The sequence below is a fragment of the Dactylosporangium sp. NPDC050588 genome (assembly GCF_040654975.1).
Classification (GTDB): domain Bacteria; phylum Actinomycetota; class Actinomycetes; order Mycobacteriales; family Micromonosporaceae; genus Dactylosporangium; species Dactylosporangium maewongense.
In genome coordinates this window covers 112,770-128,911 of the sequence record NZ_JBFAJA010000001.1, presented here as the reverse complement: position 1 = coordinate 128,911, position 16,142 = coordinate 112,770, and the positions used below count along the sequence as shown (strand labels likewise).

Annotated in this window: 13 protein-coding genes; 5 read left to right on the top strand and 8 right to left on the bottom strand. The window is 71.6% G+C overall.

All coding sequences use genetic code 11. The annotated features are described in order from the left end of the window. Window positions 1–251 precede the first annotated feature (251 nt). The 4 genes from AB0I21_RS00640 to AB0I21_RS00625 all read right to left on the bottom strand — a co-directional run bounded on the left by AB0I21_RS00640 (window position 252) and on the right by AB0I21_RS00625 (window position 4,438). The gene (locus AB0I21_RS00640; RefSeq protein WP_360557972.1) at window positions 252–1,553 is read right to left on the bottom strand and encodes a DUF6350 family protein; all 1,302 of its coding nucleotides are present in this window, start codon (window positions 1,551–1,553) and stop codon (window positions 252–254) included. Window positions 1,554–1,616: 63 nt separating this feature from the next. Beyond that, the gene (sucD, locus tag AB0I21_RS00635; protein WP_344501770.1) at window positions 1,617–2,504 is read right to left on the bottom strand and encodes a succinate--CoA ligase subunit alpha; all 888 of its coding nucleotides are present in this window, start codon (window positions 2,502–2,504) and stop codon (window positions 1,617–1,619) included. A gap of 5 nt (window positions 2,505–2,509) precedes the next feature. Beyond that, window positions 2,510–3,685, bottom strand: coding sequence for an ADP-forming succinate--CoA ligase subunit beta (gene sucC, locus AB0I21_RS00630; RefSeq protein WP_360557971.1), 1,176 nt, complete (start codon window positions 3,683–3,685; stop codon window positions 2,510–2,512). A 348-nt stretch (window positions 3,686–4,033) separates the two neighbouring features. After that, the gene (locus AB0I21_RS00625) at window positions 4,034–4,438 is read right to left on the bottom strand and encodes a cobalamin B12-binding domain-containing protein (RefSeq protein WP_344501772.1); all 405 of its coding nucleotides are present in this window, start codon (window positions 4,436–4,438) and stop codon (window positions 4,034–4,036) included. 260 nt (window positions 4,439–4,698) lie between these two features. Here AB0I21_RS00625 and AB0I21_RS00620 point away from each other — a divergent pair, with 260 nt between their 5' ends. Further along, the gene (locus tag AB0I21_RS00620; RefSeq protein WP_360557970.1) at window positions 4,699–5,385 is read left to right on the top strand and encodes a M23 family metallopeptidase; all 687 of its coding nucleotides are present in this window, start codon (window positions 4,699–4,701) and stop codon (window positions 5,383–5,385) included. Between the two features lie 1,174 nt (window positions 5,386–6,559). On the opposite strand, the gene pcrA is transcribed toward AB0I21_RS00620, so the two are convergent. Next, window positions 6,560–8,971, bottom strand: coding sequence for a DNA helicase PcrA (gene pcrA, locus AB0I21_RS00615; RefSeq protein ID WP_360557969.1), 2,412 nt, complete (start codon window positions 8,969–8,971; stop codon window positions 6,560–6,562). Window positions 8,972–9,122: 151 nt separating this feature from the next. Between pcrA and AB0I21_RS00610 the strand changes: the two genes are divergently transcribed. Both AB0I21_RS00610 and AB0I21_RS00605 read left to right on the top strand, forming a co-directional pair. After that, complete coding sequence (locus AB0I21_RS00610) at window positions 9,123–9,497, top strand: chorismate mutase (RefSeq protein ID WP_360558118.1); 375 nt, start codon at window positions 9,123–9,125, stop codon at window positions 9,495–9,497. A 203-nt stretch (window positions 9,498–9,700) separates the two neighbouring features. Then, window positions 9,701–10,417 carry a PIG-L deacetylase family protein gene (locus AB0I21_RS00605; RefSeq protein ID WP_360557967.1) on the top strand — a complete coding sequence of 239 codons (717 nt, stop codon included), beginning with the start codon at window positions 9,701–9,703 and terminating at the stop codon, window positions 10,415–10,417. 125 nt (window positions 10,418–10,542) lie between these two features. Here the strand turns inward: AB0I21_RS00605 and AB0I21_RS00600 are convergent, their stop codons facing one another. From AB0I21_RS00600 to AB0I21_RS00590, 3 genes are all read right to left on the bottom strand, one after another. After that, window positions 10,543–11,649 (bottom strand): thioester domain-containing protein, encoded by a 1,107-nt coding sequence (locus AB0I21_RS00600; protein ID WP_360557966.1) that lies wholly within the window; start codon window positions 11,647–11,649, stop codon window positions 10,543–10,545. Between the two features lie 132 nt (window positions 11,650–11,781). After that, window positions 11,782–12,435, bottom strand: a complete 654-nt coding sequence (locus AB0I21_RS00595) for a response regulator transcription factor (protein WP_360557964.1) — start codon at window positions 12,433–12,435, stop codon at window positions 11,782–11,784. Then, window positions 12,435–13,661: a PspC domain-containing protein gene (locus AB0I21_RS00590; RefSeq protein WP_344501778.1), complete on the bottom strand. Its 1,227-nt coding sequence runs from the start codon at window positions 13,659–13,661 to the stop codon at window positions 12,435–12,437. The genes AB0I21_RS00595 and AB0I21_RS00590 overlap by 1 nt, the downstream gene beginning before the upstream one ends. A gap of 239 nt (window positions 13,662–13,900) precedes the next feature. Between AB0I21_RS00590 and AB0I21_RS00585 the strand changes: the two genes are divergently transcribed. Both AB0I21_RS00585 and AB0I21_RS00580 read left to right on the top strand, forming a co-directional pair. Further along, window positions 13,901–15,856, top strand: coding sequence for a PspC domain-containing protein (locus tag AB0I21_RS00585; RefSeq protein ID WP_360557962.1), 1,956 nt, complete (start codon window positions 13,901–13,903; stop codon window positions 15,854–15,856). Beyond that, on the top strand, window positions 15,853–16,122 hold the full coding sequence (locus AB0I21_RS00580; protein WP_360557960.1) for a hypothetical protein: 270 nt from the start codon (window positions 15,853–15,855) through the stop codon (window positions 16,120–16,122). The genes AB0I21_RS00585 and AB0I21_RS00580 overlap by 4 nt, the downstream gene beginning before the upstream one ends. The last annotated feature ends 20 nt before the right edge of the window (window positions 16,123–16,142 follow it).

Here is a 16,142-nt window from a genome sequence, read left to right as displayed (position 1 = left end):
CTGCTGTCCGCAGCAGCCGGGCCGTTTGCGTTTTTCATCCTGTACCGGTAGCGCGACGCCGATCCCACGGGGCATTCGCCCAATTGGCGGCCGGGACCTGTAGGCCGGTGCTACCGATCCGCGTGCCGTCCGCCCCGCGGACCCGGCACCCGGTGCACCTCGCGCGCCGCGCGCTCCGCGTGCCGCCGGCGGGTTCGCGGGCCGCCGGTGGGGCGGCAGCACCCTCGTACCGGCGACGCGATGGCGAAACGTCAGGGGCTGCCCTGCCGGACCCGCAGCGCGATCTTCGTGGCGGCCGTGGCCAGGACTGTGCCGATCGTCACCATCAGCATCGCGACGAACGCCACCTCCCCCGCCCGCGGGCCGACCACCTCCAGCCCGCCGGCGCCGACCGACCCGCTCGCCGCGACGGACATCAGCCCGAGCAGCACCCCCGCGACCGGTCCGGCGAGGGCCGCCGCGCCGAGCAGCGGCAGCCAGCCGCGCCCGGTGTCGCTGCGCAGCGACCGGCGGGCCAGCAGCCAGCCCGCCACCAGCGCCGCGGCGAGGGGCAGGCCGAGCAGCAGCGGCGCCCAGCCGGTCGCGGGCGTGGACGGCAGCCCGGCGAGCAGCGGCACCGCGGGCAGCCGGCCCATCGACACCTCGGCGGCGCTGATCGTCGTCTCGGCGCCGATGTTGAACCCGGGGCCGACGAGGTAGCTGGCGCTCCACGCCGCGACGTCCGGGATGTAGAAGCCGCACAGGACGACGAGCCCGACCTGCCCCGCCACGCCGGTATGGTAGTCGTCGATGATCTGGCCGGCGTCGCTCGCGCTGACCGCGATCGCCATGCCCGCGACCGCCGCGCCCGCGCCGAGGATCAGCAGCGCCGCGACGGCACCGGTGCGGGTCGCGTCGCGCAGCACGCCCGGCAGCCGGCCGGCGAGCCGGGCGATCGCGCGGGCCTCGACGAACGCGCCCAGCCCGCCCGCCACCAGCCCGAACCCGGCGAACGTGAACCCGGCGCCGACGACTGAGACGTCCACGCCCTTGTGACCGGCGACGATCGCGACGATGGCGCCGAGCAGCCCGTACACGACGGCGATGCACCCGGTGGCGCGCGTGGCGGGCCAGGGGCTCCACGCACCGCCGGGCTGGCGGGCCCGGGCACCGACGGCGCGGGCGGTGTGCACGCCGGCCCGGTAGACGCGCCAGACGGCGACGGCGGTCAGCCCGAGCGGCGCCAGGGAGAGCGGGCCGACCCCGGTGTCCAGGGCTACCCAGTGGGCGAGCAGCCAGCCGGCCGCGCCGACGCGCAGGATCTGCATCAGGGGCGCGCCGGAGCTGTCGACGGCGTGCAGGAGCCACACCACGACGAGGGTCGGCACGAGCGTCACCACCGCCGCCCACAGCGTGGTGACGGTGGCGGCGAGGATCAGTGGGGCACGCCGGGCAGGGCGCCGCCCCGGGGGCCGGCCCCGGGTGGAGCGCCGCTGGATCGGCAGGCGGACGGTCTCCCGCTCGGCCAGCCGGGTCTGCGCCCTCTCGTCTGGTTCCTCTGGGGTGGTGGGCATCGCTCTTAACTCTGTCAAAGACAGGACGGCCGGTCACTCACCCCGGCCGTCCTGAATTTGCTTTTACAGTGCCTTGACGAGGTCCCGCATCAGGTTGGCGGTCTCGGTGGGGGTCTTGCCGACGCGGACGCCGGCGGCCTCCAGGGCGAGCTTCTTGGCGTCGGCGGTGCCCGCCGAGCCGGAGATGATCGCGCCGGCGTGGCCCATGGTCTTGCCGGGCGGCGCGGTGAAGCCGGCGATGTAGCCGACGACCGGCTTGCGCACGTTGGCCTTGATGAAGTCGGCCGCACGCTCCTCGGCGTCGCCGCCGATCTCGCCGATCATGACGATCGCCGCGGTCTCCGGGTCGGCCTCGAACGCGGCGAGCGCGTCGATGTGCGTGGTGCCGATGACCGGGTCGCCGCCGATGCCGATGCACGTCGAGAAGCCGATGTCGCGCAGCTCGTACATCATCTGGTAGGTCAGCGTGCCCGACTTGCTCACCAGGCCGATCTTGCCGGGGCCGGTGATGTCGGCGGGGATGATGCCCGCGTTGGACTTGCCGGGGCTGGCGATGCCGGGGCAGTTCGGCCCGATGACGCGGGTCTTGCTGCCACTGGACTGCAGGTGCGCCCAGAAGTTCGCGGTGTCGTGCACCGGCACGCCCTCGGTGATCACCACGGCGAGCGGGATCTGCGCGTCGATCGCCTCGAGCGTCGCGGACTTGGTGCCCGCCGGCGGGACGAAGATGACGCTCGTGTCGGCGCCCGTCTGCTCGATCGCCTCGGCGACGCTGGCGAAGACCGGCAGCTTCGTGCCGTCGAAGTCGACCTGCGTGCCGGCCTTGCGCGGGTTGACGCCACCGACCACGTTCGTGCCCGCGGCGAGCATGCGCCGGGTGTGCTTGGAGCCCTCGGCACCGGTCATGCCCTGGACGATGACCTTGCTGGACTCGGTCAGCCATACCGCCATGGTCGTTACACCCCACTCGCTGCGAGCTCGGCGGCGCGGCGGGCCGCCCCGTCCATCGTGTCGACCCGCTCGATCAGCGGGTTGGCGGCGTCGTCGAGGATCCGGCGACCCTCCTCGGCGTTGTTGCCGTCGAGGCGGACCACGAGCGGCTTCGACACCGTCTCACCGCGGTCCGTGAGCAGCTGCAGGGCCTGCACGATGCCGTTGGCGACCGCGTCGCAGGCGGTGATGCCGCCGAAGACGTTGACGAACACGCTCTTCACGTCCGGGTCGCCGAGCACGATCTCGAGACCGTCGGCCATGACCTGGGCGCTGGCGCCGCCGCCGATGTCGAGGAAGTTGGCGGGCTTGCTGCCGAGGCCCTCGCCGGCGTACGCGACGACGTCGAGCGTCGACATGACCAGGCCCGCGCCGTTGCCGATGATGCCGACGTTGCCCTCGAGCTTCACGTAGTTGAGGTTCTTGGCCTTGGCCGCCTGCTCGAGCGGGTCGGCGGCGGCCTTGTCCTCGAGTGCCTCGTGGTCCGCGTGGCGGAAGCCCGCGTTCTCGTCGAGGGTCACCTTCGCGTCGAGGCACAGCACTGTGCCGTCGGTGGTCTTCGCGAGCGGGTTGACCTCGACCAGCGTGGCGTCCTCGGCGATGAACGCCTGCCACAGCTTGACCGCGATCGCCACGACCTGGTCGGCGACCTCGGCGGGGAACTTCGCCTGCTCGACGATCGCGCGGGCGGTGGCCTCGTCGACGCCCTTGACCGCGTCGATCGCGACCTTGGCGACCTTCTCCGGCGCGTCGTGCGCGACGGTCTCGATCTCCATGCCGCCGGCGACGCTGGCGATGCACAGGAACGTGCGGTTCGCCCGGTCCAGCAGGTACGAGAAGTAGTACTCCTCGGCGATGTCGGCGGTGGTCGTGACCATCACCTTGTGGACCGTGTGGCCCTTGATGTCCATGCCGAGGATGTTGGTGGCGTGGCTGGTCGCCTCGTCGGCGCCCTCGGCGAGCTTCACGCCGCCGGCCTTGCCCCGACCGCCGACCTTCACCTGGGCTTTGATGACAACCCGGCCGCCGAGTTCCTCGGCGATCGCACGGGCCTCTTCAGGGGTCTCGGCGACGCCGCCGCCGAGCACAGGCAACCCGTGCTTGGCGAAGAGGGCGCGCCCCTGGTACTCGTACAGGTCCACAGTGGTCCCGTTCCGTCAACCGTGCCGCCTGCCCCATCGCGAGGACGGCTCAACGCTCGCAGCCTAACCAGGTCTGAACAGGCTGCGACTTGGCGGGTGCGGGGTGTGCCCGATTCCACAGCCGCTCCCTCTTTAGAGGGACGCCGCCCGGCGCGCGTAACCGGGCCCGGCTGCCGTCGTTGAGTGCAGTGTCGGCCCGCCTGCAGGGGTAGGGCCGGCACCAAACGGCCGATGCCCTGTCGGTCGAGGGGTGGCGGCGGGGCATCGTGCGATAGAGAGGCCGGACGTGTGAGGGGTGCGTCCGGCCTCTCCCCCTTTTCCGCACCATTTCCGATTGAATGCCGTCAATCAGGCATGCGCTGGTGCGATGTGCTCGCGGGCCCATTCCACGATCGACTGCGTGGTCGCCCCCGGCGTGAAGATCTTCCTGACGCCGAGCCGCTCCAGCTCCGGCAGGTCGTCGTCGGGAATGATGCCGCCACCGAACACGAGGATGTCGTCGGCGCCGCGCTCGGCGAGCAGCTCGATGACCTTCCGGAACAGGGTCATGTGCGCCCCCGACAGGACCGACAGGCCGACCGCGTCGGCGTCCTCCTGGATGGCGGTCTCCACGATCTGCTCCGGCGTCTGGTGCAGGCCCGTGTAGATGACCTCCATCCCGGCGTCCCGGAGTGCCCGGGCGACGATCTTGACGCCTCGGTCGTGCCCGTCCAGGCCGGGCTTGGCGATGACGACGCGGGTCCGCGCGCTCATCCTCACGGTCCTTCCCGTTGGAGGCACCGCTCCGTTGCGGCGCACGCCTGGCCCGAAGGTACCGCATGGAGCGCCCGCAACGACCTTGCGGACCCCGGGTTACGCACAACCAACCGCCCGGGCACTCATTGACCTTCGGGCCTGTCGTGGCTTGTGGCGCGTATTCCGTATTGGCTACGGTGGCCTGCGGTTCAGCCATTGCACTCGAATGACGTCTCCGTCATTTCCGTCTTTTTCCAGAATTGCGGGGGTGTGCGTATATGGACGATGCCCAGGCGCCTTACGCGTACCGCGGCCACCATCGTGCCCAGTCGGCGCACACCCGCTACGCGGCCGTGCTCACCACCGCCGTCGTGGGCGCCGGCATTGTCGCGCTCGGCGTGTCCACCGCCCTCCCCGAGCCGCGCAACGACCTCTCCCTGGAAGCGAGCGGCAACTTCGACGACGTCAGCGTGCGGGGCGCCACCTCCGACGACCGCGCCAGCCGCTCCCGCACCGGCGGCCCCATGACGACCGTGAACATGCCGGCCCCCGACGTGTGGATCCTTCCCATCCAGCGGTACACGCTGACCTCGTTCTACGGCGAACGCTGGGGCCGCCTCCACCCCGGCGTCGACCTGGGCGCCCCGCAGGGCACCCCCTTCAACGCCGTCGCCGCCGGCAAGGTCATCCTCTGCCGCTGGAACGGCGGCTACGGCTACAACGTCATGATCGACCACGGCGACGGCATCATCACCGTGTACGGCCACGCCTCCAAGCTCCTGTGCAAGGAAGGCCAGGTCGTGCGGGCCGGCGACAGGATCGCCCTCACCGGCAACACCGGCCACTCGTTCGGCGCCCACCTGCACTTCGAGGTCCGCGAGCACGACAAGCCGGTCGAGCCGCTCGCCTTCATGCGCAAACACGGCGTCGACATCCAGAAGCACACCGAAGACATCTACGGCTGAGCGGTAGTTCTCCGATTCCCCCCACCGCTGCCGCGACGGGTCCCGGCGGGGATGCTGCGCCTCCGCCCCACCGCTTCGCGACGGGTCCCGGCGGGGATTCTCACCCGCTGCGCTTCCCCCCACCGCTGCCGCGGCGGGGCCCGGCGGGGATTCTCACCCGCACCCCAATGCGCCGCTCCGCGACGCACTGCCCGCGCCGAGACGCGAGGCAGGCCAAGCGCCGCATGCGCGCCGCATCCGGTGACCGCCCAACCCGGACGACCAGCACGCGATGTCGATCACGACGGCGTTGATCCACAGACGGATCCGGCTGTCCAGACAACCAGAATCGTCATTCGATCACGGGGAACGGCGACACGGTCGCCCCGCCGACGGAACGCCGGCCCGCCACCGCTCGACACCCTCCACAGACGTTGGTCAATGCCCGACCTTGGCGGCGTGCGCATCGACGCTGCGCGATCCACCCTCAATTCAGAGATCGACATGTGGATGGATCGCGCAATGTCGATCCCCCAAAGGGGGGCATTCCAGGGCATTGACCAACGTCTGCGCGCGGCCAGCCGGCCGATGGCCGCCCGTGCCGCGCCTGTGCAGTGGCGACACCACTGCCACTGGGCCAAGAACGAGGATCACCGACGGCCGCTTCCCACAGGCGAGGACAGCCGGGACTGATCACCTGATCGATCGGCGCGGCGATGGGACCGAGACGGGCTGAACCAATCAAGAGGTCAGGCCACTGGGGCAGAGCCAGGCCGGCCGAGAGACAGGTCTAGCCAGAGACAGACCTGGACCAAGTCAGCGCCGCCCCCAGACCGGACCCGAGCCGGACCCGTGCCGAGCCGAACCCGTGCCAAGCCGAACCCGAGACGGACCCGTGCCGAGCCGAGGCCGGACCTGTGCCGAGCCGAGGCCGGATCTGTGCCGAGCCGAGGCCGAGCGAACCGAACCTGAGCCGGACCCGAGCCGAGCCGAACCCGAGCGAACCGAACCCGAGCCGGACCCGTGCCGAGCCGAATCCGAGACCGACCGGAGCCGAGGCGGACCTGTGCCCAGTCGAGGCCGAGTGAACCGAACCCGAGGCGGACCCGAGCCGGACCGGGCTCAAGGCGAGCCGGGTCGCGGCGGGGTCAGGATGGGGTGCTTCCAGTCCCGGGCTGGGAGCGGTGGGTGGGTGTCAGAGTTTGTCGATGGGGGCGTGGCGCAGGACGATCCACATGACCTGGTCGCCGAAGTCGACCTGGGCCTGGGTGCGGGGGCCGGTGCCTTCGACAGCGAGGACGCGGCCGAGGCCGTAGCGCTGGTGGTTGACGCGGTCGCCGACGGTCAGGGACGGGATGTCGCGGGCGAGCTCGCTGGCGGTGGAGAGCTTGGAGGCGTCCAGGCCGAGCTTGGCGGCGAGCTGGGCGGCCTTCGGGGTGCCGCCGACGAAGGAGGACGTGCGGGACTGGGCTGGGCCGGTGTTGCGGCCGCCGTGGCCGCCGCCGCCGGACCAGCTGGTGTACGCGGCGTCGGTGCGCTCCCAGCGGACCAGCTCGGGTGGGAGCTCCTCCAGGAAGCGGGACGGCGGGTTGTAGGCGGGCTGGCCCCAGGCGGAGCGGGTGACGGCGCGGGAGATGTAGAGGCGCTGGCGGGCTCGGGTGATGCCGACATACGCCAGGCGGCGCTCCTCCTCCAGCTCCTTGCGGTCGCTCATGGAGCGCTGATGGGGGAAGACGCTGTCCTCGAGGCCGGTGAGGAAGACCACGGGAAACTCGAGGCCCTTGGCGGTGTGCAGGGTCATGAGGGTGACGACGCCGGTGTGGTCGGGGTCGTCGTCGGGGATCTGGTCGGCGTCGGCGACGAGGGAGACCTGCTCCAGGAAGCCGGCGACGGTGGCGGGCGGGGCGGCGGTGGCGTCGCCCTGCTCGGCGGCGACGGCGATGGTGGCCTCGGCGCGCTCGGTGTATTCGCGGGCGACGCTGACGAGCTCCTGCAGGTTCTCGACGCGGCCGGCCTCCTGCGGGTCGGTGCTCTCCTCCAGCTCGCCGAGGTAGCCGGAGCGCTCGATGGCGGCCTCGAGGACCTCTTCGGGCAGCGCGGTCTCGGCGAGGGTGCGCAGCTCGTCCAGCAGCGCGACGAAGTCGCCGATGGCGTTGACGGCGCGGGTGGAGATGCCGGGGGCCTCCGCGGCGCGGCGCAGGGCGGCGCCGAAGGAGATGCGCTCCCGGGACGCGAGGGCCTCGACGCAGGCCTCGGCGCGGTCGCCGATGCCACGGCGCGGGGTGTTGAGGACGCGGCGGATGCTGACGGTGTCGTCCTCGTTGACCACGGCGCGCAGGTACGCGAGGGCGTCGCGGACCTCCTTGCGCTCGTAGAACCGGACGCCACCGACGACCTTGTACGGCAGGCCGAAGCGGATGAACATCTCCTCGAACACGCGGGACTGCGCGTTGGTGCGGTAGAAGACGGCGACGTCGGCGGGGCGGACGCCGGCGTTGTCGGAGAGCCGGTCGATCTCGCGGGCGACCCAGTCGGCCTCGGCGTGCTCGGTGTCGGCGACATAGCCGACGATCTGCTCGCCGGCGCCCTGGTCGCTCCACAGGCGCTTGGGCTTGCGCTCCGTGTTGCGCCCGATGACGGCGTTGGCGGCGGACAGGATCGTCTGGGTGGAGCGGTAGTTCTGCTCCAGGAGGATGGTGCGGGCGTTGGGGTAGTCGCGCTCGAACTCGAGGATGTTGCGGATCGTGGCGCCGCGGAACGCATAGATCGACTGGTCGGCGTCGCCGACGACGCACAGCTCGCCGGTGCTGCCGACGAGCTCCTTCACCAGCATGTACTGCGCCTGGTTGGTGTCCTGGTATTCATCGACGAGCACGTGGCGGAAGCGGCGGCGATAGGTCTCGGCGACCTCGGGGTGGCTCTGCAGCAGGTGCACCACCCGCATGATCAGGTCGTCGAAGTCGAGGGCATGGGCCTCGGTGAGGCGCTGCTGATAGAGCGTGTACGCCTCGGCGAGGGCGCGCTCGGCCGGCCCGATCGCCCGGGCCGCGAAGGTCTCGGGGTCGACCAGCTCGTTCTTGAGGTTGGAGACCTGGGCGGCGAGGCCGCGGGCCGGATAGCGCTTCGGGTCGAGGTCGAGCTCGCGGATGACGAGCTGCATGAGCCGGCGCGAGTCGTCGGCGTCATAGATCGAGAACGTCGACTTGAGGCCGGCGTGGCCGTGCTCGGCGCGCAGGATGCGCACGCAGGCGGAGTGGAACGTGGACACCCACATCAGCCGGGCGCGCCCGCCGACGAGGTTGGCGACGCGCTCCTTCATCTCGCCGGCGGCCTTGTTGGTGAACGTGATCGCGATGATCTCGCCGGGGTGCACGTGCCGCGCCGCGAGCAGATAGGCGATCCTGCTGGTCAGCACCTTGGTCTTGCCGGAGCCGGCGCCGGCCACGATGAGCAGCGGGGCGCCCTCGTGGATCACGGCGTCGCGCTGAGGGCCGTTGAGCCCCTCGAGCAGCGACTGCGGGTCACGGCCGCGGGACGGCTGGGCCGGGGCGGCGGGAGCGGTCACGCCGGCCGGCTCTGACTGGGGAAGATCGAAGAGAGCATGCATCGCACCGGCGAGTCTATGCCGCACCACTGACAGAAAACCGGCGGAGGACTTCACGTCGCTCAGAAGGCCGTGCCATACTCGGTGACGTGATCGAGCAGGCGCGTCCGTACTTTTTTTACGGCTCCGGGAGTCCGGCAGCCGTAGGTCGCGCCTGAACGCTGATACCTACCGACGCCCCGGGCTCCCGAGCCCGGGGCGTTCCGCGTTCCCGGGGCGGGGCACCAGAGCCAGAGCTGACAAGGACGAGAGAATGGCCGCCATCACCATGGAACAGCAGCCCGCCGCCGACGAGCACATCGCCGGCCTGCGCAACCGGATCGACGAGATCGACGCGGCGCTGGTCGCGCTCTGGAAGGAGCGGGCCGCGATCTCCCGCGAGGTCGGCGCGACCCGCGTCGCCGCCGGTGGCACGCGTCTGGTGCTGTCGCGCGAGCGGGAGATCCTGGAGCGCTTCTCCGCCGAGCTCGGCGCCGACGGCACCCAGCTGGCCCTGCTCATCCTGCGCGCCGGCCGCGGACCCCTGTAGCCCTCGCACGGACCGCCGAGGTTCGCGTCCTGGCGTTTGCGGCGTCTGTACCGCCGGAGCCGGCCGGACCGGCGGCGACACGTGGGCCGGCCGACGCGGTGCGGCGTCGTCGGCCCCGATACGGGCAGACCCACTCGCGCCGCCGACCGCGGACCGTGCGGGTGGTTCGCCGGTACCGGCGATGAAACGGTAAACAGGAAGTCATGAGCTTCCCGAGATCAGCCACCCCGCTTCAGGACGTGCGGCGGGTCCTGTGCGTGTTCGCCCACCCCGACGACGTCGACTTCGGCTGCGCCGGCACCGTCGCCGGCTGGGTCGACGCCGGACTCGAGGTGGGGTATCTGCTGGTGACGCGCGGCGACGCCGGCGGCTTCGACGACACCCCGCGCGCCATGATGCCGGCGCTGCGGGAGGCGGAGCAGCGCGCGGCGGCCGCGGTCGTCGGGGTGGATCACGTCGAGTTCCTCGACGGCTACCGCGACGGCGTGCTCACGGCGTCGATCGACCTGCGGCGCGACATCACCGCGGCGATCCGCCGGTTCCGCCCCGACCGGGTCCTGACCAACTCGCCGCTGCGGCGCTGGGACCGGATCGCCGGGCCGAGCCACCCCGATCATCTGGCGGCCGGGGAGGCGACGACGTGCGCGGTGTACCCGGACGCGCGCAACCCGTTCACGTTCACGGAGCTCGACCTGCCCGCGTGGACCGTCCGCGAGATCTGGTATTCGGGCGGACCGGACCCGGACCACCTGGTCGACGTCACCGACACGTACGAGCGGAAGCTCAAGGCACTCAGGGCGCACGTGTCGCAGACGTCGCACCTGGAGGACCTGGACGGCATGCTGCGGGCCCGTCTCGCGGCCACGTCGAGGACGCCGGGCCGCCTCGCCGAGGCCTTCTCCGTGTTCCACACGGCCTGACGAAGCACGGCCCGAAGAAGCACAGCCTGAAGAACTCCGCCTGAAGAACACCGCCTGAAGAACACCGCCTGAAACGCGGCGTGCCCGGCCTTCCGAGGAAGACCGGGCACGCGACGTGACAGGAACTAGGCGGTGAAGCGGACCTGCCGGCGGCGGCGGACCACCAGCAGCAGGGCGACGCCACCCGCGATGAGCAGCGCGCCGGCGGTGATCGCGCCGGTGAGCTTCACACCGGTGACCGGCAGCTCCGGCGGGGCCGGGTTCACGGTGACCGTGGCCTTCGCCTCGAGCTCGGTGCCGGCGACGCCCGCCAGGATCAGCTTCTGCGTCTTGTTCGGGTCCTTCGCGGTGACGAACATGCGGCCGATCGGCACGGAGCCACTGCCCTTGGCGTCGATCGTCACGGTGCCCACGGCGTCGGCGACGACGTAGAACTTGCCGCCGTTCGGCAGGGACGTGACGGCCTTGCCGTCCGCGTCGACGAGCTTGCCGCCGGTGGCCGTGAGGGCGGCCTCGCCACCACCGGAGACGATGGTGAACGGGCCGATCTTCTTGCCGACCACGCCGGCCAGGGTGGCCGGGTTGATCTCGAGCTTCGGCTGCGGGTCGGCGGCCGGGTCCTTCGACGCGTTCACGAGGTACTCGCTGACGGCGACGATGACGGCGTACTGCTCCGGCGTGTTGCCCGTGTTGAAGCCCTCGTTGTTGTCGCGGAGCGCGAACAGGTCACCGTCGGTGATCGTCCAGATGGCGCTCTGCGTGCCGGCGTAGACCAGCTTGGTGAGCAGCGTGGCGTCGATGCCGGCCGGCTTGGTGCCCTTCGCTGCCGCGAGGAGCGCGTCGGGGCCGACGGTCGGGTACGCGTGGTTCAGCACCCACAGCACCCGGCCCAGCTCCTCCTTGGTCGGCGAGGAGTTGGCGTTGCCCGCCCACGGCGACTCGACATACGCCGGGTCCGTGATGTTGCGCGCGAAGTCGATGCAGTACGCGATGACGGGCTCGGACGAACCGGCGACCTTCAGGCCGAGACGCGGCGCGGCGGTCTCGTTGCCCTCGGGGTTGGTCTTGGTGTTCTTCTTGTTGATGACCTTGATCGCGTGCGCGGCGTCATCGATGAAGACCTGCGTGCCGGTGACGGTGTCGGCGTAGGCGGCGCCGGCTCCGCTGAGCGCGACGACACCCCCGACGAGCACCGCTGCGGCCAGACCGGCCATACGGGAAATGCGTGACACGGTGACTGGACCACCTTTGACGAGAATCAGGGGGACGCTCGTTTGTAGCGGTCGGAGACCCCTCCTGTCACCTCCCCGGCAACAGCAGTCACACCAGTCACACCAGTTTGTCCGGAAATCCCACGAAAAAAATCAGACCAGACGGCGATCCGCGGCCCAGCGGGACAGCTCGTACCTGTTCGACATCTGCAGCTTGCGGAGCACGTTGGACACGTGCGTCTCGACCGTCTTGATCGAGATGTAGAGCTCCTTGGCGATCTCCTTGTATGCGTAACCGCGCGCCAGCAGCCGCAGGACCTCGCGCTCGCGGTTGGTCAGCTGGTCGAGCTCCGGGTCGGCGACCGGCGCGTCGGGGCGCGCGGCGAACGCGTCGAGCACGAAGCCGGCCAGGCGCGGGCTGAAGACGGCGTCGCCGTCGGCGACCCGGCGGATCGCGTCGGCGAGCTCGTCCGGCGAGATGGTCTTGGTGACATACCCCCGCGCGCCGGCCCGGATCAGCCCGATGACGTCCTCGGCGGCGTCGGAGACCGACAGCGCCAGGAACTTCACCTGCGGCCGCGCGCGGCGCATCGCGTCGAGGACGGCCCGGCCGCCGCCGTCGGGCATGTGCACGTCCAGCAGCACCACGTCGGGCTCCAGCGCGCTGATCTTCTGCACCGCCTCCGCGACCCCGCTGGCCTCACCGATCACGTCGACGTGCACGCCGAGCTCGGCGCGGACCCCCGCCCGGAACATGGCGTGGTCGTCGACCAGGAACACCCGCAGGCGCTGGGTCTCGTCAGTCATCACTTCTCCGTATCGATGGGCAGGCTCAACCGCACCTCGGTGCCGTCGCCCGGTGTGCTGCGGATCTCCGCCTTGCCCCCGTGGCGCCGCATGCGGGCCAGGATCGAGCCTCGCACGCCGTGCCGGTCGGACTCGACGGCGGTGAGCTCGAAGCCGACGCCCCGGTCGCGGACGAACACGCTCACGCAGTCGGGCTCGACCTCCGCGTAGAGCGAGACGGTCTGGACCTTGGCGTGCTTGGCCGCGTTGACCAGGGCCTCGCGGGCGGCGGCGACGATCGCCCCGACCCGCTCGTCGACGTCGACGTCACCGACGACGACGGTCTCGACCGCGATCGCGAACGTGTCCTCGACCTCGGCCGACGCCTCCTCCAGCGCGGCGCTGAACTTCTCCGTCGGCGACGCGGTGGGCTTGTACAGCCAGTTTCGCAAGGTCCGCTCCTGCCCGCGGGCGAGGCGCTGGACCTCCTTCAGGTCGCCGGCGTTGCGCTGGATCAGGGCCAGGGTGTGCAGCACCTGGTCGTGGATCATCGCGGCCAGCTCGGCCCGCTCCTGCTCGCGCACCCGCGCCTCGCGCTCCGTGCTGAGCTGCGTGAACATGCGGTAGAGCAGCGGGGCCAGGGCGAGGCCGACGCCGGCGAGGGCGACCGCGGCGAAGCCGAGGCCGTAGCCGATCGAGGCGAGCGTGGCGCCGGAGATCGGCACCCCCACCACGAACGCGCCGATGATGCCGACGATGACGAGCAGGCCGCCGCCGATGAACCGGACCAGGTAGGACTTGCGGTTGTTGTCCATCACGGCGCCGAGCCAGGGCATCCCGGGCACGGTCGCCGACCAGCGCTCGCGCCGCTTCGGGTCGGCCTGGTGCCAGATGATGCCGGCGCCGAGCGCGATGACGGCGGCCAGCCAGCCGATCACCGCCTGGATGCCGTCGCTGGGCCCGGCCATCAGCACCAGCAGCACCATGCCGACGCCGAGCGCGAGGAACGAGAAGAGCTGGTTGACGTTGCGCCGGCCCGACCGCACGTGCGGCGGCATCGGCAGCACCGCCCAGAACGCCGCGTAGAGCAGCGCGCCGAGCCCGTTGAACGCCGCGAGCAGCACGAACGCCACCCGCACCAGCACCACGGAGGCGCCGAGGTGCGCGGCGATGCCGGCGGCGACCCCCGCGACGACCCGGTCCGCGGGCTCGCGGTAGAGGCGGCGGACGGGCACTGGGCTGGTCATCGGACTCGTTTCGGCTCGCGGTCGGAACTGGGTTCCACCAGATCGTCACACGCCGACCGACGCCCGGACCACTCCGAGCCGCCCCGGAACCGGCAAATCAGGGTGGTGTCAGGGTCGATGCCTGAGGCGCGGAGGGCTCCGGGTCGGCGACGATCGGTGGCATGACGAACCCGCCTGCCGCCGACGAGCCGGCGGCCGCAAGAGCACGTGCAGAAGATCAAGAGCCGGATGGTGTACGAGTGGCGCCCAGCTACGCGGCGGACTACCTGCCCGACGGGCCCGACGACGCCGCCGATGCCGCCACTGCCGCCGCCTCCGACGCCGCCACGTCGCAGGAAGCCCCTGTCGCACCCGTCAGCGTGCCGCCCGCCAGCGTGCCGCCCGTCAGCGGCGCCGGGGATCTTGCCTGGGAGGCGGCGACCGTGCCCGCGGAGCCGAAGCTTCATCTGACCAAGGTGGAGCGGGAGGAGCCCGCGTCGGAGGACTTCGGGCCGCCGTCCGGTGGCTTCACGCCCGCGGGTGCCGGACCGGCCGGCCCGCCACCACCCGGCCCTCCTCCCACCGGCGGCGCCGGTGGTCCTGGTGGTTCCGATGGGCCCGGCGGTCCTGGTGGGCCCGGTGGTCCTGGTGGGCCCGGTGGTCCTGGTGGGCCTGGTGGTCCTGGTGGTCCTGGGGCGTTCGGAACGGCGGCCGGAGGGGTGCCGCCGTTCGGATTCAGCCGCAGCAACCTCGTGCGGCCGCAGCACGGCCGGTACGTCGCCGGGGTGTGCGCCGCGATCGGCCGTGCCACGAACACCGACCCGACGCTGTGGCGGGTCATCTTCGCCGTGCTCACGCTCGCCGGCGGGGTCAGCATCGTCGCGTACCTGCTGGGCTGGCTCCTATTGCCCGCCGAGGGCGACACCGGCTCCCCGCTGGAGGCGCTGCTCGGCCGGGGCAGGTCGACCACGTCCGCCCCGGTCGCGATCGTGATCGGCGTCGGCGCGGTGCTGGCGTTCCTGCTGGTCATGTCCCGCAACGTCGGCGCGGCCGCGGTCGGGCTCGCGGTGGTCATCGGGGTGGTGGCGCTGCTCGTCCGCGGCCAGGGCAACCTGCCGCCCGGGCCGCAGCCGGACCAACCGGGCGGCCCGCTGGGGGGCGGCCGGCCCTGGATGCCGCCGATGCCGCCGACGCCGCCCGGGCCGTTCGTGCCGGGCCCGGCGGCCGCCGCGCCGTTCCCGCCGTCGGTGCCGCCGTTCCAGTCCGCCGGACCGTCGTACACCGGGCGCGGTGGCGGATCCGTCGGCAAGACGCCAGGCGTACACCCGGCGTGGCTGCAACACCAGACCGCCGTGACCCAGCCCGTCCCGGCCGCCACCCCGGCGACGCCGGCACCCGCCCGGCCGTCCGTGCCGCCGGCACCGCTCGTGCCGCCGCTGCCGCCGTTGCCACCGCTGCCGCCGACCGGTTACCGGCCGCCGTTCGCGCCGCACGGGCCGTTCAGCGGGAGCAGCCCCTACGCGGCGTCGCTCGGCTACCCGGCGGGGGCGCCCGCGTCGCCGTACCCGGGGCTCGCCCCGCAGCCGCCCAAGCCCCCGAAGCCCCCGAAGCCGCGCTCCCGCCTCGGCCGGGTCATCTTCTCGCTGATCTGCCTGTCGCTCGGCGTGCTCGCCGCGCTCGAGGTGACCACGTTCGACTTCCTGGTCAGCACGTACTTCGCGGTGCCGCTCGCGATCGTCGCGCTCGGCCTGATCGTGGGCGCGTGGTTCGGCCGGGCCCGGCTCATGATCCTGCTCGGCGTCGTGCTGAGCCTCGCCCTCGCCATCTCGACCGCGTCGACGATGGACGGCCCGAGCACGAAGGACGTCGAGAACATCAACATCAACCCGATGTCCGTCACCGAGCTCGACAGCGACTACCGCACCGACTTCGGCAACATCCACGCCGACCTCCGCCAGGTGGACTTCACCGGCCAGGACGTCAACATCAGCTTCCGCGTCGGGTACGGCGGCAACATGCAGATCATCCTGCCGAAGAACGTGGACGTGTCCGTCGACGTCCGGGTCGAGGGCGGCGACTGCCGCGTCCTGGGGCGCGAGTGCGGCGGGTTCAACCAGACCAACGAGTTCACCGACCTCGGCACCGACGGCGCCGGCGGCGGCAAGCTGCACCTCGACCTCGACCTTCGCTACGGCAACCTGGAGGTGACCCGGTGAAGCCGCACCGCACCGATGGCCTCTCCCTCACGTTCGGCCTGATCTTCCTCGGCATCGTCATCGTCTGGCTCTTCAACCAAGCGGTCTCGGTCAATCTCAACGCCGGCTGGATCGTCGCCATCGGACTGATCGTCTTCGGCCTGCTGGGGCTGCTCGGGGCGCTGCGCTCCGACAAGTCCGACAAGCCGTCCAGTTCGGTGCCCGCCACGTCGGCGCCGCCGGCTTCTTCGGCGCCTCCCGCGTACGACCCGGACGACGCGGACTAGTCACGGAATATGCTGGGCCG